Here is a 22,874-nt window from a genome sequence, read left to right as displayed (position 1 = left end):
GATAATTGCTGTGTTGGAAATAGGGTATTTGACAAAAGGTCTCCCCGCAGGATTTCATCACCGGAATATCCAGTTTCGGTCTCGCGCAACGATCAGTCTTTTGGTTGGCGCCCGTTCGATACGCACAGCAAGCTCAAAGATTAGAGCGGTTTGCGCTTCCGTGAAAAGCTGAACCGCTCCAGGAGTGCCTGACCTTGCCATGGAATTCCGCAGATTGACTAACCCTTAGAATTTGACTGCTGGACAGTAAATGAGAGGTCGTCGACAAGCCCAGCTTCAATCAGTTTCAGGACGATAGGATAGATATCCCAGATCGCCACGCCGACCTTATTGGAGACTTCCAAAAGCGATGTCCTGCCGTCGAGATGAGAGATAACGTTCATCATCAGCCTGACGGTTGCGCCTGAACTCTTTGTGGAAATGGTTGGATAAAGGCCCCGTTTTCCGAGTTGCGGCTCGCCGAGAACATTGATCTTGTAATGACGATCCTGCTCCACCGCTAAGATTGCCCCTTGAACGGCTCGAATAGCTCCCCCGAGACCAGCCGGTGAAATCAGATCCAGATTGTCGAGTGAGGTATGATATTCCGCGTAAACCCCGTATTTGGAACGCATAATTGAGGCAACCGGCAAATCGATACCAGGAGCGCAATATTGCCGTTCGTCACTGCCGCGGTCCCACCAAGAATAGCGCTCAAACTCGCCAGCGACATGCTCCAAGGCATGGAGCGCCGCGCGATCTGCCAGCGTATTGCCATCCCTCGACGGCAGGAAGGAATAGGCGCGGTCATCGCCCGCGCAGGTGATGTTGAACCCGGCACGCACTCTTTCTTTCATAACTCCCAGATTGCGACTGAGATAGCAAATAGAGCCGATCGTTTCAGGGATGAATATGGCGCGAAATGAATAGGGAAGCCTATCTCGCGAGATCAGCCATTTGACAATCTCGGTTGTAACAACTGGACCAGAAAGTTCATTGTTTGCCATGGAGGGATGACAAATATAGGTGGATAGGAAAATTTCTTCTGCACTATCACCGGCGATGAGAATTTCGCCGTAATTCAGGCTGCCAGGCGCGAGCGTAGAGTCAATCCGAACCCGATATTGTCCAGGTTTCAACGACAAACGCTGATGGTGACTGAGGCAAAATCCCCACCGGCGGGAGTAATAGGACGTAACATAGGGTATAGCATCCGGCTGGTCTGGAAGCGAATAAAGATGCGCTTGCAGATCGTCCAAGGACAGTTCGCAGTTCACCGGCTCCGAATATCCCATCAGATGGAGATTGTTGGCCTTGAAATCGACGATACGATTGCCTTCCGGATCTTCGATATAGGCCTCTCGAACGTCCCATTCATCCGGCACGACCCAATCGAAAGCCTGTGTTCCCGAAGGAACGGAATGAGTGGTTAACTCCGGCATTTCCCGCGTCAATATCGCAAGCGTTTGCCTCACGCCGGGTCCAGTGATCGATCGGTTTATCGGAAACAGTTCGCAAGCCAAATTGTAGGCAGCTTGGCCCGATTCGCGCGCCGCGTCGGAATTCATTGGTTCAGCGGTTCCCGCAAGCTCACCGCCAGGCGCGCCAACATGCATTTCTTACTCCCACAATAACCTGACGCAGTCCTCCGCAGACATCACCCCGCCAGGACCCAATCTTCAAATAACCCCACGAGGAAAATTCGTCTCGGTCTTGTACCAACGAAGATGCCGCTCCGCCAGCATATGGTAATAGGCCGGATCGGCGCAGGACCTGATTTGGCCGATGACGAAATCGGTATCACCGACTTGCAAGTGCTCGGCATCGAGGGCGGTGTAGTCGACAATGGGAAACTCCCGAACGATCAAGCCGGGGATGCCGCGCCCGATCCCTTCCAAGAGCGCGGTCGAGCCCAGCGAGACGGTTAAGAATATCATGTTTGGGAGGTCTAGCTCCTTGGTCGTCTGCTCGGTGAAGCGAAAACGATGGCCGATCGGGAAAAACTGTTCAAGCCAGTCGGCTTCTTCCCAGTAGGCCTTCGGCTTAACGAGAACCTGAAATTTGTCGGGCAACTCGCCGAGTGCTCCGAAAAATTTCTGCAGCACCGCCTTTTGGGCACGACAATCCATCGTCGGCATACGGTTGATCCGGTGCGCGCCAGCAAAAACCACGATGTGAACGGGCTCTTCCGACGCATAGGAGCGGGTGCCGGAGGCCTCGGAGAGCATGAAACTAGAGTCGATATTTACGATTTCGGAGGGGATCACTCTCGACCACGTCCGCTTGGCGCTCGCCGTAACGGCAGTCACACTGGCTAATGCATCGTGTTTTTGAAAGGGAACATGGCCGGCATTGGAGGAGTGCGGCCACAAGCGGATATGTCCGCCAGCGGCGGCCACGGCGTGGCTCATAAGCGCGCCTTCTAAAAATAAATGATCGCAGACATGGGCCTCGCGGGCCTTGGAGGCAGCGACGGCTTTATTGGCATTCTCCCACGCCGCCTTCGACAGCCCTCCAACAAATGTCAGAAAGGCATCTGTGAGTTTGGGAGGTGGATTGGAGGGAGCGAAGATTGAAAATGCCTTGCGGGTCGAGACAATATCGAACGACACGTTGATGGAAGGCGGGTTGTCAACTTCGCTCCACAGATGGATATCGGCTGCCGCTGCCGATGCCGGGTCACGCACGGTCCCGACGAGAGCAGCCCGCCCGATCGTAGAACGCACCTTGTTGCGATCACGCATTCCCTCCGGGTCGAAAACCTTTTCGAACGTTGTCGTGGGGATTTTGGCGTCCACGCGCGAATGCCACCAGGCGGAGTTTGCGACAAAATTCAGTTCGCCTTTTCCGTCGGAAAACCGGTTCGACAGCTCTTGAGACCTAGCAAGTAGAAAACTTCTAGCACCGCGCCGCCTCAACTCCGCGACCAAAATGAAGGGCTCGAGTTCATTGTATGCCCAGTGATTGAGACAGGTTACCTGCCCATGGTCGATGGGGACAATAATAAGGTTCTTGCCAAATTTCTTATGCAGAAACCGTGCGAGATGACGCATCGGCAAGATAGCGCTGATCTCGGTCCAAACGGCAAAAAACCACGCTGCCTCCAGGGCCGCAGCCTCGGTCGGTGAATTTGGCGCCATCACCCGAGCGAGACGTCGGCATATCCTGCCCGATAACGCCAGTGACAGCCGTATACATTCGGAAAGATCAAAGGCGCCAAGAGGGTAGTCGCCGTCGTCGTTCAATGCATCGATAGCTTTCCTATCCAGAACCACAGACCAGCTAAGTAAACGTGCATAGAATTTGGCATCTTTTGCAACTATAATATCCGAAGAAGACGTATTCTTTAGACGAAGATCAAAGTTTATACGCCGGAAAAAGTCAGCTATCCTGGATAAACTGGCTCTCATCTTCCTCAACGGAACAGTACCCCGGCATCGCAATTTTTGCAAAAGCCCACGTTGCCGATGGCACCGACTAATCGTCTCCTGGCCGACTTTTCTCATTGGACGGGGTCAAACCTTTCGCTGCGCACAAAAGACGTGCCAGTGATAGGGCAATCCAAACCACTCCATGTCGAGATCAGCATGGCAGAAGTTTTCGAATTTCGCCTCAAAAGACTCGACCAGATCGGCACGGTCTTCGATGCAGCGCATGATTTCGCCATTGCGCATACCGAAATAGTCGTTCGCAATGATGCGATAGCCGGCTGTGTCACTCACCGTCGAATCTTGAAAAATGAAGCTGGTTTTCTTTGGAAGAGACGCAACGATCCAGCCGCCGGGTTTTAACACCCTGGCCATCTCCGCGACGTGGGCGCCAAACCTTGGGCCGCTCAATGACATGTAGTAGCAGCTGTTCCACGTCAGTAGACGGTCGAAATACGAATCCTCATATGGCAGGGAACCCGCATGACCGGCGCGGATGTCTACTTTCACGTCGTAGGCTTCCATCCGTCTGCGCAGCGTACTGCAAATTGTCTCGCTGACCTCGACTGCGCAGACATCGAAGCCTAGTCCGCTTAGGAATGGCAGATGTCTGCCGTCGCCGCAGCCCATATCCAAAATGGAGAGGTTAGCGTGATCGCGCGGCATCGTCAGCGCAGGGAACGTCCCCTTGAATATCCTTATTACGCCTTCCGCGGGGTAAGCGATCGGACTATCGCCCGAATAAAGCTCACCCCAGGCCTTTTTTGAATCATAGCCCATTCCAACCCCCATTCATATGAATCTCGTGCGACCGAGCCGTCGCTGCAGCCTCATCTGCCCAGCATCGACGCCATAGTTTTCAAACGACCAGCTTCTCGTGCCGAGCGGTCAATATATAAGGATTCCTCTCAAGCAACTCGCCGAGAAAATCGCGTGCCTTTCGACATGATTGCGCAACAATCTGTCCGCGCCCGAGCGGCACTATCTTCGACAGGCCGGCGGCGACCGATGCATTGTGATAATGCTCAAATTTTGGAACGGCATTTGGATCGGCAAGTGAGCGGCCGGTGTAGACGATTTTCGCAGCGCGCGGCCTACCATGGTCGATAATCGTTCCCATCATCGGGATATCTGAGCGATAGGCGACGCCCAGCTCGCGTTCCACCCAATGCAGGTAGGTAGAGCCGCTATCGAGATTCAGATTGCATATAGTCGCATCGGCCTCGTACAGCCGTGCCCAGATACTGCGGGGACCAAAGCAGATCGGGTCAATATCGCGCGTTAGACTGTCAGCTGAACCACCGAGAGCCACAACAGAAAGCATCGGGTCGGCGGAACGGCGCCCCATTCCATTTGCGATTAGCCAGTTGCCCAGCCCGGAGGTCGTTGAAACGCTCGTCTGAAGATCGAAAATGCCATCCTGTTTGTCGGAGCTGAACGAATAGGTAAAAACAGGCAGAACAAGGGTCCCGTCCGGTCCAAGAACGGACTTAAACGCGGCGAGCATGATATCGATAAGCTCGGACATATTCGCGGCGCCGGCTACCGGGCCGAAAAACGCTATATTGGCATGGCTGAAAACAGTCATTCCTGCGGTCAGCCCCGCAGACCGCAGGGCCTCAATAATATCGCCCTTGGTAATCATGCTGCGCTTTTCAAGCTCTCGACGACCTCGGCCAAACCTCGAATGGTTTGAAGGCGTCGATCCTGAAACGCCTCGGGTGTAAATGTGAAGCCGAATTGCGCCTCCGCTTCGAGTAGTAAATTCATGAGCGCCATGGAATCGAGACGCCCCGAGGTAAAGAGATTTTCACCGAGCTTTGCTTCTTTACCGAGCCCCGAAAAGCTCGGATCGATTTGCTCAACGAAGGCACATGCCCATTCGGTCAGATCCGTCACTGTTGGAACCCTTGCTATTCGACAATGGCAATAGCGCGCACGGGGGCGCCATCGCCTTCTTCAATCTTGAGCGGCAATGCCGATAAGATGAAGTCCTTGGTCGGAATTTGAGACAAATTGACGAGATATTCAAGAATGGCGACTCCTGCTCCCAACAGGATCGTATGATTGGGAGAGTCGCGGTCGCTTCCGCGGCCGTTGCGCGGGTCATCGGGCATAGGTGCGTCGAAGCCCACCAGACGAATGCCGTTTTCCACTATCCACTCGCAGGCCTCCTCGCTCAGATAGGGATGGTCGCTGTAATATTTCAGGCTATCGAGACGCCGTTCCCAATCATAGCGAAACAGAATACGCGATGGGAAATCCCGTCCGATACGTTCAACAAGCATTTCCCGGGTGATTTCGGTCTTGTCAGGAAGATGAGTGAAATCCAGCACCCGAGCCGGGCCATAGTAGATATCGAGGTCGGTATTTTCGATCGTCTCACCCTTGGGCACAAAGTGACGGGGCGCATCGACATGCGTGCCGGTGTGCGTGCCCAAAACGATCTTGCGCGTTTCCCGCCCTTCGACCTCGAAACGTCCCAATTGGGTAATTTCCACAACAGGGTGCCAGTGTACGGGAAAAGTCATGATACCCTCCCGCAGAGTCATAGTCAGGTCAATAATCATGTGATCGGCTCCACCAACTCGATAACCGGTCCATGCTCAGACCGGACAAGCGTTATTTTCAATGATCTATTGTTCACCATAAGCGCGAAGGACTCGCTGTGCCCCCCCAGCGCAGATAGCATGGGAAGATGAGAATGCCCGGAGCCCCGCGCCACAAGCGCGATGCACGGACTGCCCGCCGCGTCCAGAGGTGAGCGCAATACCCAGTTCGGATGATCGCAGTATTCAATCGGCAAGAGCCTGGCCTGCAGGGCTGGAATTGGACTCAACAACGACCACAGGCCGGATGCCGCGTCGGGACGAAATCGCAGCGACGAGAGAATCTCTTTTGACGCATCAACATTGAGGCTCGGCATAAGACATGCGAAAAGGCCGGATGCTCCGCCTTCGCTGAACCACACGAAGATGAGCATAAGCTCCGGGTCATAAAAGACTTCAAGCGGAGCATTCAGCGTAGCCTCTAGTCGCTTCCAAGCCTCCTGGGTCAGCGGTAAGCAGTCAGGGCTAAGAGTTTGCCATCCGGCAAGAGGCTCGGGAGACTGAAAAACCGGAATGAGGTCTGCTGATTGCATTCCCCCTGTGTGCCCATGGTCCAGAAGTTCAATGCTCATCCCGCCCGGAGCGCCAAGTGAGCGGATATGATGCCTTCGCTGGTAACGCTCGAGGAGCGCGGACTTCGTCGGGTGGTTTTCGAGATCGGGTTCGTCAAACCGCGTCGTATATCCGAGCAGGGCAAGACGCGAGGTAGAACGCTCAATATCCGGGGTATTCAGTGCGATGTGGCTAAGGCCCAGGATAAGCATCTCAAATCGTTTCCTCGGCAAGCATCTCCCGGAGGTCCTTCCGCCGAATCTTTCCCGTAGGCCCTATCGGAAAGGTCGCGACATAAGCGATGCCGTCTATTTGTACCCTCCCGCCTTTTTCACGCATCAGCCTCTGGGCATTGACAAGAATATCTGCCCCTTGCGGGCGGGCTACTTCCTCCAAGACGAGAATGACTTTCTGACCGAGCATCGCGTCGGCCAGTCCGATCAAGCAGAAGGATCGCTGGCCAAAGAGAGGCGATAGATAAGCTTCTGCCTCAAAAGGATTCACATTGACGCCGCCACGCAATATCACATCGTCGCTGCGTCCAAGGATCGAAAGGCGGTTGTTGTCGTAGCTGGCGATGTCGCTTGTCACGAACGGTTGTTGCGGAGTTCTGACCCTGCCATCTTCGAGGTAGCCCAAGAATGCGTACGGCGTTGTGATGGCAAGGGTTCCAGAATCGCCGGTCGCAATTTCAACTCCCTCCAGAGGGCAACCGACAGTCCCGAAGCACGGCGATTCTGCGTCGTCGACCGAAACATACAGAAGCTCCGAGAGCCCATAGGATTGAAGCGGAGCCAGTCCATAAGTTGATTCAAATGTCTCGGCGTCGGACTTGAGCATCGCGCCTGTACCGACGAAAAGCCTCCGGAATGCTTTGGGAAGTTGCTTGTCTCCACGATCCAACTTTGTCGCCAGCGACAACATGGTCGGCGAGAGCCATAAAGCCGATACTTCGTTTTCCGCCACGGTTCGCCAGAATTTAAGGGCAGTCCCCGTCGAAAATGCGGAATCTATGACCACCGCCGCGCCAGCTTGAAGCGGTGCAAGAATGCCATTAAATATTCCTGCCATGTAATACATGGGCATGACATTCAAGAAGCGATCCTTATTCGTAATGCTGGTCTGCCGGTTGAAGGCGTCCGCGCAAGCGAGGAAACTCTCGGCGGCATGGACGATTCCCTTGGGTGCGCCGGTCGATCCGCTGGTGAATGTGACTGTGAGAGGGGTTCCGGGCCTAACGTCCACTGGCACTTTCTCAACCGCCGGCAAATCATCCAGGCGCCAGGCTTCGGTGTTGCATACGGTCTTCCCCGTGGCATTCACTGTGGATTTCGCCCCGACCAAGCGGGCCGCCTTCTCGACGTCGGCAGGGCTTGCATCGGCCGGCTGCATGCAGAGCGTAATGCCGTGACGCATCGCAGCCAGCAGCAGCAAGGCGGCTTCAAGAGTGTTATCCACTACGGCGACGACACGATCTCCGGGGTGGATACCCATTTGCCCCAACAGCGATGCCAACCGATCCAATATCGGAACGAGTTCTGTTCCCGCGACTTCACGTCGCCGTTCGCCAGCAATATCGATAAGGATTGGATATTCCAGCTCGCGAAAGCGCTCGAAATAGCGGTCTATCAGTTTCGACATTGCCGCCTCAGAGATTTTCCTGCTCGCGTCCGTAATATTGGCTGAGGGTAAAGTGATGTTTCGTCGCGCTATGGCCCTTCAATTCCATGGCCTTTTGCTCCACCAGAGCATCGGGTGCATCCGACTGGTTCTCCTGGCAGACCGCGATGATCAGCAGACGCGGATCTACGTCATATTTGAGAGCATAGCGTCTAATCACGTGCATATAACTCGAATGAAATCCGGAATAACCGCACACCAGATCGACGCTGTCATGACCCACTTGATTTAAAAGCGGCCGCACGTGCTCTTCCGCCGCATCAAGCAGCCGCATGAGATTGAGATTTATCAATTTACCTTCACGATGCATCAGGGCCACGAAATGCTCTGTCATCGTGTTTCCGGTACAGCGGCCCATTCCCTGTAGCGACGTGTCGACCAATGCGGCGCCGCAGGCTTCGGCTTCCAGCGCATTTGCCACCGCCAAGCCTAAATTGTTGTGGCCGTGGAAGCCGAATGGCAGATCCTTAATCCGCTCACAGTACTGCCGGACAGTTTTTGGAACCATACTGCCTGCGGAATCAACGATATAGACATAGTCTGCTCCCGCAGCAACGACATAGCGCGCAGCCTCTTCGAAGACAATTGGCGGCCTTGAATAGGACTTCATAAAGTTGACGCAGGCGATAATACCGGCTGCCTTGGCTTTTTCGATAAAAGGGACCGCCTTTTTATAGGCATCTATTGAGACGCCAAAACGCAAGAATCCCATTTTAAAATCAATACAGGCATCAAGGTGTTCAAGATCGCATATGCCTGGGATCGCAAACATCCCCCATTTAGCGTCTCTTACCGCTCCAGATGCAGCCGCCATATAGGCCTCATCAGTCTCCCTGGCTTCACCTTGCCCCCTATTGGAGGCATTGAGACCAACACCATGTCCAACTTCGATAAAGTCAACACCTGCTTCATCAAGTTCCAGACATATGTCCGCCGTCTGCTTGCGATCAAAACCGAAATTGATCACATACGATCCATCGCGCAGGGTTGTATCCAGTAATTTCATTGAGGCCTTCTCAGACAGCCGATGCCAGCGGCTTGGACAGCTTTGGAGCCACTACATACGTCCTTAGTATTGACGGGATCAAGCATTTAACAGTGAGGTGTCCCCTTCTTTGGGCCGTCCGAGCCGAATTCCTGCGGTTATGAGCGCGCTCGGCCAAGCCCGCCGAAGAGCCTTTCATCAGCACAATCGGCATTTGAATAGTCCTCTAACACTCAACAAGGGATGTGTGCTTAAGGCACGCCAAGCTACGTAGCTGGTGCGCAGCTCGGCTACGCTTAAGCACCCGGCGGCCCAACAATTTAGGTCGAGGTCTTACCAGCAAAGAGCGAGATGAGCGCTGCCCTGGAAGCCTCCGAGGCAAAATCACTTGCGGCGTTCCGTTCGACCCTCGACGGCCTCAAGCCTGGCGATGATGATGCTATCTTTGAAAGACTGAGGGAATCACACCCTTCTACAATGGGGCGGTCTGGCCTAGGGTCTAATGTGGAATGTTGATGACGAGTCCCGCTTGCATTGGCGGCTAAATCGAAGGGACGAGCCACTGTGTTGATACTTCGTAAGGCAACAATCTCCGACGCGAAGGCGCTTTTCGATTGGCGAAACGACCCTGCCACACGAGCGGCTAGCATCTCCACCGAAGAGATCGAGTATGATTCTCATGTTGCGTGGCTTACGGCTACGCTCAACAATACCGCTAGGAGCCTCCTTGTTGCCGAGGAAGATGGAATCCCGGTCGGAACCGTCAGGATAGACCGCGAGCCGAATGGAACCGCAGAGCTATCTTGGACGGTTGCCCCTGATGCTCGCGGGCGCGGATTGGCGAAGCGCATGGTTCAGATGGCCGCCGAAGAAACAGCCCCTACACACACAGTCCGCGCTAAAGTAAAGGCCGACAACATAGCCTCTGCGAAAGTTGCCGTTGCTGCCGGGATGGTCCTTTTCAAGAGAGACGGCGACGTCCTGTATTTCTCCCGATAATCGTCAAAGTTTCGACGCAGCGAGGAAAAAAGCGTCGATCTGCTCGGGCGTGAAGTCCATGGCAGCGAAGCCGCTTTCCATCATCGGGGACCACCTACGAAGGAGCCGATTACAATCGACCCGTTCGGCCGATCAGGCCATGGTAGATTCCGAGAAGCATCATTTTCGAATGGTGCCACCTCTTAACCCCAAACACACTAAAAAAGACGAACTGACGGAAAATGCGCAGAGCCAATATAAAGCGCCATGCCCAGCCGATCCATCGCCGCCGGATGAGCCAGACAGCATTGCGAACCGCATAATAGTGCCTCAAAGGGCTATGAACCGGGACGCTGCGGCCGTTGAAATCAATCCATTCGTCCCCCATCGAATGTTCCATGAAGGCATCGTTCACGCCAAATAAGCCGAAACCCTTTTCCTTGGCACGCAGGCCCCACTCGATATCGACATAATCAATGAATAGCCCCTCCTCCATATGACCAACACTCTTGAAGACGGCGACGGGAATAAGAGAACCTGAGGCAATCAGAAAATCGGCACTGCTTGTTTCCTCTTGCTCCGACCTGGGACGCCGCTTAAGCTTCAGCCCTTGTCGATATACAAACGGCGCCGTTTCGCCTTGGCGATGGTCGAGATAGCTCGGCCCCACAGCCGCTACCGCAATCCCCCTTTCCTTCAAGCCTTCGAGAGCGGTTATGAGTTGCCGGACCATTCCAGCGGCAGGCACGCTATCTTGATCCAACAGCAGGATGTATTCACAACCCCGCGCCTCGGCTCGGCGGATCGCAACATTTTGCGCGTAGGCGATGCCGTAATTCTCGCCCAGACAGATGACCTCGATATTGAAGTCGTACACGAACGAAGGAAGCTTCGTCCCGTCGCCATTATCGACCAGACAGATACCATCAACTTGGGTGCGGATGCTCTCTATAAGCGGATACAGCGCTTCGGGATCAGGCTGATATGTGACGATAACTGCGACCGTCCGAGGCTTATCCGTCAAAGCCGATTCAGCTATCATAAAGGGCATATCCTCGACTGGTTCTTCAATCTTGCAGTCACTGCGCGGGCCATTGCATTGCGGAACGCGCAAGCATGCCGCTCGCCGTGCTTCATATTATCGGCAGGACCAAAAGAGTATCGGAATTTTGCGGTGCGCAGAATCTTTCACGGCTCACGAAACTGACCGGCAATCCGCCGCATCGGCATAGGAATAGCGATTGCATAGGCGAATATGTTGACGCTAATAGGAGACGGTATGGCTATTACATCCGTTTGTCACAGTGCACGTGCCGCCAGTGCTGAGATTGATGGAGCGGCCCAGTAGTTGCAGCGTAAGCCTGTCAGAAAGGTCGAAATGTTTACCGACGTCAATCTGCGATCGATCCGCCCCGGCTTCGGCATGAAAGCGAAGCATTTCGATACCTTGCTCGGCCGGCGTGCCGCGCGCGACATCGCTTTCGGGAAGCCCCTTGACGCCTCAATGATCGAGGGTGGGTTCGAGGCTTGAACGAGGGCTCGAACGCCGTTTGCATCATTCCGGCCCGCGGTGGCAGCAAGCGCATTCCTCGGAAGAATATTCGTCCTTTCCGCGGTCGCCCGATGCTTCTCTGGTCGGTTGAGGCTGCTTTGATGTCCGGCGCTTTCGACTCGGTCCTGGTTTCGACCGACGACGACGAGATCGCGGACGTCGCCCGCGCGGCGGGAGCTGAGGTGCCCTTCCTGCGGTCGGCTCGTACGTCTAACGACCACGCAACGACCGCCGATGTCCTCGCAGAGGTACTCCAGCAACTCGGCAAGATTGGGCGCAACTACACACTGGGCTGCTGTCTTTATCCGACCGCGCCGTTTGTTCAGGGCGGAGACCTGGCCACCGGACGGGCACGCCTCGAGGACAGCGATTTCGACGTCGTGATGCCGATCGCAGCCTTTTCCTACCCGATCTGGCGATCGCTGGCGCGGGACGCGGCAGGCAGGGTGCTTTTGAATTTCCCAGAAAACCTCAATATCCGTAGCCAGGATTTGCCGACGGCTTACCATGACGTGGGTCAGTGGTACTGGTTCCGAACTGAGGCCTTCCTGCGCACTCACATGCTTATGGGCAGCAACACCGGGTCGATCGTGGTACCGGCGGACCGCATGCAGGATATCGACACCGAGGAAGATTGGGCGATTGCCGAATATAAACACGAGAGGCTCTTCGGATAACGGCCCCCGCCTCCGCTTGTTCTCCAATCGTCGCCGCATCCACGAGCCTTACAAATATAACCGTAAAATTATCGGCTTTGCCTGCTGCTCTATGCGATCGGGCAAAGCCGCTGACTTCGTACCTGGTAACAGAATAATTCGCGTCACCACCCATCGTGTGCTTCCGCGATCGCGGCACAGAGCCCGCTTTGCCGAAGCTGGGGTCGCTGTCATCGTCTCGAACACCGAGTTGCGTTGACGAATATGCATGGGTAATTATGAGAGCAAAACTCCAAGGATCGCAGATGACGCAACATGAGATCTCTATTGCTGGTCGCCGCATTGCGGATGACCAACCACCATTTATCATTGCCGAGCTTTCCGCCAACCATCTGGGAGATATCGGCCGCGCCTTGAAGTCGATCGATGTTGCGGCCGAATGTGGCGCAGATGCCGTGAAGTTCCAGACTTATACTCCCGACACACTGACCATTGACGTCGACAATGAATATTTCCGAATAAGCGGCGGCCTCTGGGATGGGCGCACTTTGTACGATCTCTATGGCGAGGCGTTCACCCCATATGAATGGCACGCCGAATTGTTTTCACATGCTAGAAGCAGAGGTATCATCCCGCTCTCGACGCCCTTCGATGAAACCGCAATCGAGCTTCTCGAAGGCCTTGACGCTCCGGCCTACAAGATTGCCTCATTCGAAGTTATCGACCTGCCATTGGTGGCTGCGGTCGCGAGACGCGGAAAACCCATGATCATTTCGACGGGCATGGCCGATCTCGCAGAAATCCAGGCGGCCGTGCAGACGGCACGCGACAACGGAACTTCCGAAATTATTCTATTGCACTGCACAAGCGCTTATCCCGCTCCGTTCACCGATGCGAGATTGCGAACGATCCCGCATATGAAGGAAGCATTCCAGGTCATCGGCGGGTTGTCGGATCATACTCCCGGTACCGCCGCAGCTGTCGCCAGCGTTGCCCTTGGTGCCCGCGTCATTGAGAAACACTTCACCTTGTCACGAGATGACGGTGGACCGGACTCTTCTTTCTCGCTAGAGCCCGATGAACTCGCCAGACTTGTTTCTGACTGCCGCAGTGCGTGGGAGGCCCTTGGGTCGGTTAGCTACAGCCTCTCCAAAAGTGAACGCGGAAGCGAGAAATTCCGCCGGTCATTATTCGTCGTGCAAGACGTCAAGGCTGGTGAAACAATCACCCACGCTCACGTTCGTTCGATCCGCCCGGGATATGGCATGCCGCCGAAGCATCTTCCGGACGTCATCGGCAGAAAGGCTGCACACGACCTTAGCCGAGGCCAGCCTCTGACGTGGAAGGATTTGGATTAGCGATTTGCTCAAGGTCGGCGTACCGTTCCCGAAACAGCGCGATCGGTACGCGCCAGCCTTCCGATCCCATCAGGCCAGACCGCAAAACGGCGAATTCGCGCCGTTCGACGTTCCAGGGGATTGCGCCAGGCGACGACGAAGCGATCTATCAGCGTCTCAGGATTGCTCATCCATCCTACAACGGAAGCGTCTACGAGCAGATTTGATCCACTTGCTCACAAGGGTTTCTTCTGAGATCGAATGCCATGCTAGGTATCGCTTTGTGTGCCGACACGCGATCACGCCTGGAGAGGCTACGACCTCTCCAGGCGGCGTTGCAAGGCAGACCCATTCCTTGGCGCAAAGCTCAAGGCACATCTGTGAAAAGCTGGGGCCAGAACCATCGATGCTCTCTGTCGGAGGCCTGCCTCGACTGTCCCATCGCCACTGCCGGTCTGCGGCTTTTCAGAGGACCGTGGCCTGTCGCTCTGGTAGGGCATCGATCATGCGGTTTGACGATCAATTTTTTCAAATCAAGCGCACCTCAGGCGTGTTTTCTGGCAAAGCTGGCCCAATTGTCGCATACGCTTGCCGCCCGTCATCGAATAGAAACACGTTCATCCAGACTTCCTGTTGCCGGAATACAACGTTGAATAAAGCCATAGATTGCACCGACATCCACAGCTTGACAGCGGTGACCACGATCCTTAGCGAGGCAGCGTGGGCACGGTCAGGACCGGCAAATTGAATTACTTCAGACAACTCAAAATAGCGGTTCTTGGTCCCGAGAATGGGACGGGAGATTCGCTCGACCGAAATAACCGCATTGCGGTCTTTGCCTTTGCAATCCTTCCAGGACTTTCGTCGAACTTCAACTCCTTCATCCTCCTCGCGTCCATGGTGTGGGGCATCTACTGTCTGGCGACTGGCCGCCTTGCGTTGAACCTGTCGAGATCCGACCGGCTGGTTGCCATCGGCATGTCGATCTACCCATTGGTGATGATCGCGAGCATATTCATCAATCCACCTTACTCCGAGGAATTGGACTGGATATTCCGGCTCCTGCCTTTCTTTTCGGTCTGGCTGATCTTGCCGCGGATGCGCCACTCTCCCGATGGCCGTCTCGTGCCACTCTTTATCCTCGGCGCCGGTATCGGCATGATCCTTACCTTTCTTTTCAGTCTGCTGCAGATCATCTTTCTGATGCCGAGGGCAGAGGCGGGAACTTCGAACGCTGCACTCCTCGGAGTCATAGGCGTTCTTTTCGGCGGCATTGCGCTTCTCAACGTTCAATCTCCCAGAAGCGTAGAGCAAAGAATTGCGATATTGGGATATGCCGCGGGTCTCGGCTGCGTGCTGCTTTCGGGAACGCGCTCAGCCTGGCTGGTCATTCCCGTCCATATCGTCATCTTTCTCTGGTATTTTCGCAAACACAGCTTCCATCTGAGTTTGCGCAGCCTGGCCATTACCGGCTCCCTGCTGTTGGCGGGAATTGTCGCCTTGGGCAGCGGCCAAATCCTCGATCGCATCCAGGCGCTCCAGGGAGATCTGACAACACTCGAACGCAGCGACGGCGAGATCACATCGCTCAGCGCGCGGATCGCTTTGTACAAAGGCGCGCTATCAGCAATCCGTAAGGACCCGTTGACGGGTTATGGCCCGCAAAACCGGATGGCTTCGGTCCTGGCGGAACTTCCCGATAACATAAGGCCGCAGCTGCCCTTCTCGCATGTCCACAACGGCTTTCTAACCGCGGGAATCGACGCCGGCGTTTTCGGCATTGCAGCGCTTTGCCTGATGCTCTTGACGCCCGTGATAGGCGCGTGGAGGAAAGAAGCGGGGCCGGGCCGGGACATCTCCATCGCGCTCGCTCTTCTGCTCGTCAGCAGCTACGTCATCACGGGCAGCTTTGGCATCATGTTCAATCAGAAGGCTCTGGATCCGATCTTCGCCTACCTCGTCGCCCTTATTTGTGCGGATCGCGGCAGCACAGGCTTTGCGCCCGTCGTTCGGGGCTAAATCTCGATCCAGTGACTGCTATCGACGTCTCTCGCTCAAAGACAACAAGGCCGATATCGCTGTGCCTTCTAACTTAAACGCGACGTTGCGTTTACCTGCCTCAAGAGGCCTGCTTCCTTCGAAGCCGAAGATAAGAAGCCGACGCCTACAATCTGTTCAGGAGAGCGAGGATGGGAAGAAATTTGGTCTGGAGCGTGCTTTGGCGCTTTATCCCGGTTCGCTTGAGCACCGACAATCTCTCAAAGGGCCAACCACCGTTGCGAGCCCGCTGAAAAGCATGGAAAGCGGTGCGATTTTCGGGGGTAAGACGATCCTCGAAGGTCTTGATCGCCTCTTCGTGAGCCGTGTTCCACGCACGCCATTGCCCGCGAAAAGCCATCCACAATCTGGCGACTTGCATTGAGATACCGTTGTTGGCGCCAACAAGGTTGGTGGCGTGCTGGCGGTATTTCAACACCGGTTCCGCATCGTATCGGACCACGCCGCCGCAGCCTGCCACAACAATATAGAACCACCAGTCGTGGGAAATGAGACGTGTTTTCGGCAATGTGTTGACCACAAGATCCCTTGCCGCCTGATTGAACATCATGGTGTTGCCTCCACCGATGCTCTGGACCAGAGCGTTGCGAAAACTTGGTTCGAGTTTGAACTCGGGCGACATTCCTGCATGATTGAGTTGTTCATCGACAATTTCGGTCCGAGCGAAATAAACTGCCGGTGTGCCAGGGTCGATCCGCGACAGCCAGTCGAACGCACGTTCGAGTTTTTCCGGATACCAAATGTCATCCTGGTCGCAGAACGCATAAGCGTCAGCATTTTTGAGATTCGAAAGGTTGTTGAGGAAGTTACCGCAAAAGCCGAGATTGACGGGATTTCGTATCAAGCGGAAGCGCGCGTCCTTTGCAACCAGAGCTTCGAGCATTTCGACGGTACCATCCGTTGAGCCGTCGTCGAAGAACGTCACATGCCAGTCGGTGAGCGTCTGCGCCTCAATGGATGCAATCTGCTCCCGAAGATAGCGCATTCCATTATAGGTCGCGCAAAGAATTTCTATCAACTGAATAACTCCGATCCAGCTCGTATAACGGGGCGCCCGGCGATTTGTCGATCCGCTGTTTCACCACACATATCGCAACCCCATGCGGTCGATGTGCCAGCGTGCGCCATAAAGCATGATCGTCACCTCTGCCAAGCGCCAACTGAAATTCAAAGCATGTCGGGCGTGAATTCTCGCTGGCAGCAGCGGTTATGCCACTCCAAAGGCACCTTGCCGTCTCGGATAGAGGCGAGCCGGCACCTTTCACGCATCCGCCGGCAGAACTGGATTCTCATCTTGCTGTCCCGGCCCCGGCGCGGTATGTGCTCAGCAGCACGATTGGCTATATTGCCGGCGTTGGTTGCTGTCACAATCCAGCGATCGAGCCTAATGCAAGGATGTATGCATTGAATGTAGAACAACTGGGGATCGGGGACGTTAAAAGGATCACTCCCGCCAGATTCGGTGACTCGAGGGGCTATTTCAGCGAAGTCTTCAAAGATTCCTGGTTCCGCACTAACGTGGCCGACGTTTCTTTCGTGCAGGACAATGAGTCTCTTTCAGCGCAACCGGGGACCGTTCGGGGATTGCATTTTCAGCTGTCTCCCTTCGCCCAAGGCAAGCTCGTGCGCTGCCTGCGCGGCGCGCTGCTGGATGTGGCCGTCGATATCAGGCATGGCTCTCCGACCTACGGAAAGTGGGTCTCTGCAGAACTGTCGCCGGAGAATGGCTCACAGCTTTGGGTGCCGGCCGGATTTGCGCATGGGTTCATAACTTTGCAGCCCGATACCATCATCAGTTACAAGGTCACGGCTCCCTACAGCGCCGAACATGACCGCGGCCTGCGGTGGAACGATGCCGAGATCGGGATCGAGTGGCCGCAGATGGATGCCTACGTTCTTTCTGATAAGGACAACAAACAGCCATTGCTTTCCGAACTCCCCGCATATTTTCAATTTTCGTAAAACGGAGGGCCTCATGCGTGTTCTTGTAACAGGTGGCGCTGGCTTCATCGGTTCGGCATTGGTGCGCTATCTCGTCAGTGAGGTCGGCGCCGACGTCCTCAATATCGACAAGCTGACCTATGCCGGCAATCTCGCCTCGCTGAAAGCGATCGAGAATGCTCCGAACTACAGGTTTCTCAAAGCCGACATTTGCGACCGAAGCGCGGTCAGCAGCGCTTTCGAGGATTTTCGTCCCGATTACGTCATGCATCTGGCGGCGGAAAGCCACGTCGACCGGTCGATCACCGGGGCGGCGGATTTTATCGAAACGAATATAAATGGCACCTTCAGCATGCTGGAGGCTGCGCGGCAATATTGGCAAGGGCTTCCGGCGGACGAAAAGGCGGCATTCAGGATGCTGCATGTGTCCACCGACGAAGTCTACGGTTCGCTGGGTGAAGACGGGCTGTTTGCCGAGACGACGCCTTACGATCCGTCCTCTCCCTACTCCGCATCCAAGGCGGCCAGCGATCACCTGGCAACGGCGTGGGAGCGGACTTACGGCCTGCCGATGATCATTTCCAACTGTTCGAACAATTACGGTCCTTTTCATTTCCCGGAAAAGCTCATTCCCCTCATCATATTGAATGCGCTGGAACGGAAGCCATTGCCCGTCTACGGAAGCGGCTCCAACATTCGCGACTGGCTCTATGTCGATGATCACGCCCGAGCGCTGTGGCTGATCGTGCAACGGGGCCGTCTCGGCGAAAAATACAATGTCGGCGGGCGCAACGAGCGGCGGAACATCGATGTTGTCGAGCGTGTCTGCGCGATCATGGATGAAGTCCGGCCAGGACATGCACCGCATAGCGATCTTATAAGCTACGTCACCGATCGGCCGGGCCACGATGCCCGCTACGCTATCGATGCGACCAAGCTCGAGACCGAACTCGGCTGGAAAGCACTGGAGAATTTCGACAGCGGCATCCGCAAGACCGTCGACTGGTATCTGGAAAATGCATGGTGGTGGCAGCCGCTGCGCGAGGGTGTGTATTCCGGTGAACGCCTTGGCGTGTTGAAAAAGGTCTGAGATGCGCATCGCGGTAACAGGCAAGAGCGGCCAGGTCACGTCTGCGTTGCAAGCGCTGAAGGCGCCTGACATCGAGGTCATCACCATCGGCAGGCCCGAGTTGGATTTGCTCGCGCCTTCTATGGTGCGTGAAACCATTGCGAAGCTCAAACCCGACGTCGTCGTGTCGTCGGCCGCCTACACTGCCGTCGACAAAGCCGAAAGCGACGAGGCGGCGGCGTTCGCCATCAATCGAGACGGCGCAGGAGCCATCGCTGCCGCAGCTGCCGAGCTGTCCATTCCCGTCATCCATCTCTCGACCGATTATGTGTTCGATGGAGACAAGCTCGAACGCTATGTCGAGAGCGACCCGGTCGGACCGGTATCCGTCTACGGCAGATCGAAGCTCGAAGGCGAATATGCGGTTGCCGCAGCCAATGAGAACCATGTGATCCTACGGACGGCCTGGGTCTATTCGACATTTGGCCATAACTTCGTGAAAACCATGCTCAGGCTTGCGGAGACGCGAGACGAGCTGAGCGTCGTGAGCGACCAACTGGGTTGCCCGACCTCCGCCAACGACATCGCCGAAGCTATCGTCAAAATAGCGGCCAGACTGTCAAGCGACTCTAGCCCGGACTTGCGGGGCGTTTTTCATTTGGCCGGCAGCGGCGAAACGAACTGGGCCGAGTTTGCTCGATATATTTTGTCCATTCTCGAGGAAAAGACCGGCAGGCGTGTCATCGTCAGGGACATTGCGACCGCCGACTACCCCACAGCCGCGAAGCGGCCCGCCAATTCCCGATTGTGCTGCGATAAGTTGAAGCGCCTTTATGGCGTCAGCATGCCGGAGTGGCAGGTATCGACGCGAACTGTTGTGACAAAGCTCTTGGAAGAGCCGAAGGAGGCCGTATGAAAGGTATTGTGCTTGCGGGGGGCAGCGGTACTCGCCTGCACCCGATGACTCATTCGGTCTCGAAGCAGTTGCTTCCGATCTATGACAAGCCGATGATCTACTACCCGCTGACCACCTTGATGCTGGCCGGCATCAGAGAGGTTCTGATCATCTCCACCCCGCACGATATGCCGCTTTTCCAGCGGTTGCTGGGTGATGGCAGCGATTGGGGCATGTCTCTGAGCTATGCTGTGCAGCCGAGCCCCGATGGACTGGCCCAAGCCTATATTATCGGCGCAGACTTCGTGGCGGGCGGACCATCCTGTCTCATCCTCGGAGACAATATCTATTTCGGCCACGGGCTGCCCGAACTGCTTGAAGAGGGTGTCTCAAAGGGTGATGGCGCGACCGTATTTGCCTATCATGTGCACGATCCCGAACGTTACGGTGTCGTCGAATTCGGCAGCGATATGACTGCAATATCGATTGAAGAGAAGCCGGCGAAGCCGAAATCGCACTGGGCTGTCACCGGCCTTTATTTTTACGATGCCGACGTCGTTGATATCGCAGCCAATCTGAAGCCTTCGGCGCGCGGCGAATACGAGATTACCGATGTCAACAGGACATATCTGGAGCGGGGGAAGCTGCGCGTCTCGATGATGGGCCGCGGGTATGCCTGGCTTGATACCGGCACGCCCGAAAGCCTGCTCGAGGCCGGCGAATTCGTCCGCACGCTCGAAAAACGCCAGGGCTTCAAGATCGCTTGCCCGGAGGAAATCGCGCTGGCCAAAGGCTTCATCACCAAGGAGCACTTCGCCCAGATTGCCGCCAAAGCGGGCAAAGGCGATTATGGCCAATATTTGCGCGGCCTGATGGATTAAATAGCTGCGGTCCGGTGAAATAGGCATGCCGCGCGAGAGTGCAGGGCGGCCTTGCGATAACGGAATGCGGAAAACAAAAAGCTAAAGAGCGAATCTGAAAAATTGCGACGCTCTTTAACAGTCAGGCTGAAAGTCTCCTCCTGACGTCCTCTCCCAATTCCTTCATGCGGTCGGCCGAAATGCGGCCGATCAGCATGAAGGCGTGCGTCGCATTCGACCAATAGATCACATTCATCCCCTTGCGGCTTTCGAGATCCGGCGCCTTGGGCCCGGCATTCGACGTGACGATACACAGCGCCATTGGGCCGGTTTCAGGGTCGAGATAGGCGACCTGGGCGAGCGGTTTGCCGTCATATTGCAAGAGCAGCGCGCGTTTGAAATCGATGCCCGGAAGCGCGACGGCTTCGGGGGAGAGCGAGAGGCCGAGTTTCTCATCAAGCGGGCCGAGCTGGGCGGCCTGGGCCTCCCGGGCAGGCACCGGGCCGGCCAGGGTTTCCGGGGTATAGAGCGAGATATAGTCGGCGACCACGCTGCGCCATTCGCTGTTTTCGTCCTTTGCCGAAAGGCGTGCGCCGATGCCGATGACCGCGCGGTCGATCGCGATGCCGGCAATGAGCGAGGCGGCGAGCGCGCCGAGGAACCGGCGACGGCTGTCGAATGTCAGTGCAGAAGCGGATTTTGCGCGCTGCTGCGCCGGGATGGCGGCGAGCATCGTCTCCAGCTTCTGACGCGGGGCTTCGGCGAGCAGCGGGGCGAAGGCTTGCTTGAACGGCAGGCTGGCGCGCGCCAGGAATTCCAGCCGTTCGGCGACGTGTTCATCTTCGCTGACGAGGGCTTCGATGCGCGCAGCCTCTTCGGCCGTCAGTTCGCCGTCGATGAAGGCGGTCAGGTCCTCGTCGGAGGGAATGGTGTGTTTGGTGTTCATTGCCGTCCCCCTTCCGATCCGGCGCCGGAGAGCTTGGCGCGGGCGGCCGCCAGCCGGCTCATCACGGTTCCGATCGGGATATCCAATATGCCTGCAACCTCGCGATAGGAAAGTCCTTCCACATAAGCGAGGAAAACCACCGTCCGCTGCGCCTCGGGCAGTGCGTTCACCTGTCTCAACACCTGACCCGCCATCACATGCGTTTCGGTGTCGTGGGCGCCGTCGAAGGTCAGCGTCTCCCCGGCATCGACGAAACCCTGGCCCTGACGCACCCGGCGAGAGCGGATCTCGTTCAGCCAGATCGAATGCAGGATCGAAAACAGCCAGCGGTCAAGCCGGGTGCCGGGGATGAACTGGTCGGCGCGCTCCAGTGCGCGAAGGCAGGTCGCCTGCACCAGGTCGTCGGCGACATCGCGCTGATGCGAGAGAACGAGACCATAACGCCAGAGCCTTGCCAGATTTTCCGTCAGGCCGCTCCTGATATCCGCTTCACTCGCGATGGCCGCCTCCGCCGATCCAACATCTTTCGGAACCGCCGGATGAACCGGCGATTCCATTCTCGCGTGACTATAGGCAGGAAAGTGGGTGCGCGCGACCGACATTCTTACATCCCTTCCGTGCTTCCATCTTCCTGCCCGTGGCTTCCCAATCAGATCTTCGAGGGGTTGAGGATTGCGGCGTTCAGATCCTGATATTCCTCGCAAGTGGTGCCACAGATCGCCTTGATTGACTTCAGCTGCTCCTTGGCGAGATCGAGCTGGCCCTTGATGACATAGGCTTCGCCGAGATATTCACGGACCTTGGCATATTGCGGGTCCATCTTCACCGATTGCAGATAATAGGAGATGCCTTCGTCGGTGCGGCCGAGCTTGCGGGTGGCATAACCGCGATAATTCAGCACTTCGGCCGTGTTCTGATCCTTGACCGTGTCGAGCACGGCAAGCGCCTCCTCATAGCGGCCGGCCTTGGCCAGCGAATAGGCATAGTCGGCACGGTTCTCGTCGGAGACGTTGGCACTCTGCTGCTTGACGCATTTCTTGGCCTTCTGGTCGTAGATCTCGCCCTTCTTGCAGGTGGGCGTGGTGCTGCTGTCATCGCCGACGGCAAAGACCGGACCGGAGAGAACAGAAGCGGCAAGGCAGCCGCCGACAAGGATGGAAGCGATACGGGCTGTCATGATCGTCATGGGAGAAATTCCTCTAGAAGTGACGTTGCGAGGAGAGAACACCGCTGCATCTGGCTTTATTCGCCGACGTCTCCATTTTCTCCATCACTGCTTCGTGAAGCCGACGAGGCCGAATAAATCGTCGGGCCGCGTGTTTTCCGTTCCGCCGGGAACGACAAGGAGA

Annotated in this window: 23 protein-coding genes; 9 read left to right on the top strand and 14 right to left on the bottom strand. The window is 56.0% G+C overall.

Going from position 1 to position 22,874, the window contains the following annotated elements:
- Window positions 1-218: 218 nt before the first annotated feature.
- From FHT75_RS06135 to FHT75_RS06095, 9 genes are all read right to left on the bottom strand, one after another.
- Window positions 219-1,595 (bottom strand): DUF4910 domain-containing protein, encoded by a 1,377-nt coding sequence (locus tag FHT75_RS06135; RefSeq protein ID WP_210179975.1) that lies wholly within the window; start codon window positions 1,593-1,595, stop codon window positions 219-221.
- Window positions 1,596-1,658: 63 nt separating this feature from the next.
- Window positions 1,659-3,224, bottom strand: a complete 1,566-nt coding sequence (locus FHT75_RS06130) for a hypothetical protein (RefSeq protein ID WP_125853787.1) — start codon at window positions 3,222-3,224, stop codon at window positions 1,659-1,661.
- A 270-nt stretch (window positions 3,225-3,494) separates the two neighbouring features.
- Window positions 3,495-4,187 carry a class I SAM-dependent methyltransferase gene (locus FHT75_RS06125; RefSeq protein ID WP_047613698.1) on the bottom strand — a complete coding sequence of 231 codons (693 nt, stop codon included), beginning with the start codon at window positions 4,185-4,187 and terminating at the stop codon, window positions 3,495-3,497.
- A 79-nt stretch (window positions 4,188-4,266) separates the two neighbouring features.
- Entirely contained in the window at window positions 4,267-5,052 is a 786-nt protein-coding gene (locus FHT75_RS06120) for an AAC(3) family N-acetyltransferase (protein ID WP_063476373.1), read from the bottom strand.
- Window positions 5,049-5,306, bottom strand: a complete 258-nt coding sequence (locus FHT75_RS06115; RefSeq protein ID WP_047613696.1) for an acyl carrier protein — start codon at window positions 5,304-5,306, stop codon at window positions 5,049-5,051. The genes FHT75_RS06120 and FHT75_RS06115 overlap by 4 nt, the downstream gene beginning before the upstream one ends.
- A 14-nt stretch (window positions 5,307-5,320) precedes the next feature.
- Complete coding sequence (locus tag FHT75_RS06110; RefSeq protein ID WP_280952049.1) at window positions 5,321-5,959, bottom strand: cyclase family protein; 639 nt, start codon at window positions 5,957-5,959, stop codon at window positions 5,321-5,323.
- A 14-nt stretch (window positions 5,960-5,973) separates the two neighbouring features.
- Entirely contained in the window at window positions 5,974-6,780 is an 807-nt protein-coding gene (locus tag FHT75_RS06105) for a hypothetical protein (RefSeq protein ID WP_047613693.1), read from the bottom strand.
- 1 nt (window position 6,781) lies between these two features.
- The gene (locus tag FHT75_RS06100; protein WP_063476372.1) at window positions 6,782-8,209 is read right to left on the bottom strand and encodes a class I adenylate-forming enzyme family protein; all 1,428 of its coding nucleotides are present in this window, start codon (window positions 8,207-8,209) and stop codon (window positions 6,782-6,784) included.
- Between the two features lie 7 nt (window positions 8,210-8,216).
- Window positions 8,217-9,254: a hypothetical protein gene (locus FHT75_RS06095; RefSeq protein WP_047613689.1), complete on the bottom strand. Its 1,038-nt coding sequence runs from the start codon at window positions 9,252-9,254 to the stop codon at window positions 8,217-8,219.
- 543 nt (window positions 9,255-9,797) lie between these two features.
- On the opposite strand from FHT75_RS06095, the gene FHT75_RS06090 reads away from it, so the two are divergent.
- Window positions 9,798-10,232, top strand: a complete 435-nt coding sequence (locus FHT75_RS06090) for a GNAT family N-acetyltransferase (protein WP_245294605.1) — start codon at window positions 9,798-9,800, stop codon at window positions 10,230-10,232.
- A 109-nt stretch (window positions 10,233-10,341) separates the two neighbouring features.
- Here the strand turns inward: FHT75_RS06090 and FHT75_RS06085 are convergent, their stop codons facing one another.
- Window positions 10,342-11,253 (bottom strand): glycosyltransferase family 2 protein, encoded by a 912-nt coding sequence (locus tag FHT75_RS06085; protein ID WP_052213356.1) that lies wholly within the window; start codon window positions 11,251-11,253, stop codon window positions 10,342-10,344.
- 306 nt (window positions 11,254-11,559) lie between these two features.
- Here FHT75_RS06085 and FHT75_RS06080 point away from each other — a divergent pair, with 306 nt between their 5' ends.
- From FHT75_RS06080 to FHT75_RS06065, 4 genes are all read left to right on the top strand, one after another.
- Complete coding sequence (locus tag FHT75_RS06080; protein ID WP_280949757.1) at window positions 11,560-11,742, top strand: SAF domain-containing protein; 183 nt, start codon at window positions 11,560-11,562, stop codon at window positions 11,740-11,742.
- Window positions 11,739-12,440, top strand: a complete 702-nt coding sequence (gene pseF, locus FHT75_RS06075; RefSeq protein ID WP_063476370.1) for a pseudaminic acid cytidylyltransferase — start codon at window positions 11,739-11,741, stop codon at window positions 12,438-12,440. The genes FHT75_RS06080 and pseF overlap by 4 nt, the downstream gene beginning before the upstream one ends.
- Before the next feature lie 284 nt (window positions 12,441-12,724).
- On the top strand, window positions 12,725-13,777 hold the full coding sequence (gene pseI, locus FHT75_RS06070) for a pseudaminic acid synthase (RefSeq protein WP_063476369.1): 1,053 nt from the start codon (window positions 12,725-12,727) through the stop codon (window positions 13,775-13,777).
- A gap of 723 nt (window positions 13,778-14,500) precedes the next feature.
- Window positions 14,501-15,775: an O-antigen ligase family protein gene (locus FHT75_RS06065; RefSeq protein ID WP_063476683.1), complete on the top strand. Its 1,275-nt coding sequence runs from the start codon at window positions 14,501-14,503 to the stop codon at window positions 15,773-15,775.
- A gap of 145 nt (window positions 15,776-15,920) precedes the next feature.
- On the opposite strand, the gene FHT75_RS06060 is transcribed toward FHT75_RS06065, so the two are convergent.
- Window positions 15,921-16,832: a glycosyltransferase family 2 protein gene (locus tag FHT75_RS06060; RefSeq protein WP_063476368.1), complete on the bottom strand. Its 912-nt coding sequence runs from the start codon at window positions 16,830-16,832 to the stop codon at window positions 15,921-15,923.
- A gap of 377 nt (window positions 16,833-17,209) precedes the next feature.
- Between FHT75_RS06060 and rfbC the strand changes: the two genes are divergently transcribed.
- Genes rfbC through rfbA form a run of 4 tightly spaced genes read left to right on the top strand, consistent with a single transcriptional unit; the run spans window position 17,210 to window position 20,600 of the window.
- Window positions 17,210-17,776: a dTDP-4-dehydrorhamnose 3,5-epimerase gene (gene rfbC, locus FHT75_RS06055; RefSeq protein WP_063476367.1), complete on the top strand. Its 567-nt coding sequence runs from the start codon at window positions 17,210-17,212 to the stop codon at window positions 17,774-17,776.
- Between the two features lie 13 nt (window positions 17,777-17,789).
- Window positions 17,790-18,845: a dTDP-glucose 4,6-dehydratase gene (gene rfbB / locus FHT75_RS06050; RefSeq protein ID WP_063476366.1), complete on the top strand. Its 1,056-nt coding sequence runs from the start codon at window positions 17,790-17,792 to the stop codon at window positions 18,843-18,845.
- Window position 18,846: 1 nt separating this feature from the next.
- Window positions 18,847-19,740 (top strand): dTDP-4-dehydrorhamnose reductase, encoded by an 894-nt coding sequence (gene rfbD / locus FHT75_RS06045; protein WP_063476365.1) that lies wholly within the window; start codon window positions 18,847-18,849, stop codon window positions 19,738-19,740.
- The gene (rfbA, locus tag FHT75_RS06040) at window positions 19,737-20,600 is read left to right on the top strand and encodes a glucose-1-phosphate thymidylyltransferase RfbA (protein ID WP_047615275.1); all 864 of its coding nucleotides are present in this window, start codon (window positions 19,737-19,739) and stop codon (window positions 20,598-20,600) included. Before rfbD ends, rfbA begins: the two co-directional genes overlap by 4 nt.
- Window positions 20,601-20,721: 121 nt before the next feature.
- Here the strand turns inward: rfbA and FHT75_RS06035 are convergent, their stop codons facing one another.
- From FHT75_RS06035 to FHT75_RS06025, 3 genes are read right to left on the bottom strand one after another with little or no spacing between them, the layout of a single operon-like run.
- Window positions 20,722-21,525 (bottom strand): anti-sigma factor family protein, encoded by an 804-nt coding sequence (locus FHT75_RS06035; RefSeq protein ID WP_047613677.1) that lies wholly within the window; start codon window positions 21,523-21,525, stop codon window positions 20,722-20,724.
- The gene (locus FHT75_RS06030; protein ID WP_047613676.1) at window positions 21,522-22,127 is read right to left on the bottom strand and encodes an RNA polymerase sigma factor; all 606 of its coding nucleotides are present in this window, start codon (window positions 22,125-22,127) and stop codon (window positions 21,522-21,524) included. Before FHT75_RS06030 ends, FHT75_RS06035 begins: the two co-directional genes overlap by 4 nt.
- Window positions 22,128-22,174: 47 nt before the next feature.
- The gene (locus FHT75_RS06025) at window positions 22,175-22,711 is read right to left on the bottom strand and encodes a tetratricopeptide repeat protein (RefSeq protein ID WP_047613675.1); all 537 of its coding nucleotides are present in this window, start codon (window positions 22,709-22,711) and stop codon (window positions 22,175-22,177) included.
- Window positions 22,712-22,874: the final 163 nt, after the last annotated feature.

Source organism: Rhizobium sp. BK112 (assembly GCF_014193215.1).
In the GTDB taxonomy this organism is placed as follows: domain Bacteria; phylum Pseudomonadota; class Alphaproteobacteria; order Rhizobiales; family Rhizobiaceae; genus Rhizobium; species Rhizobium anhuiense.
The sequence above is the reverse complement of the archived record's forward strand: the minus strand, read 5'-3'. Positions and strand labels throughout refer to the sequence as shown.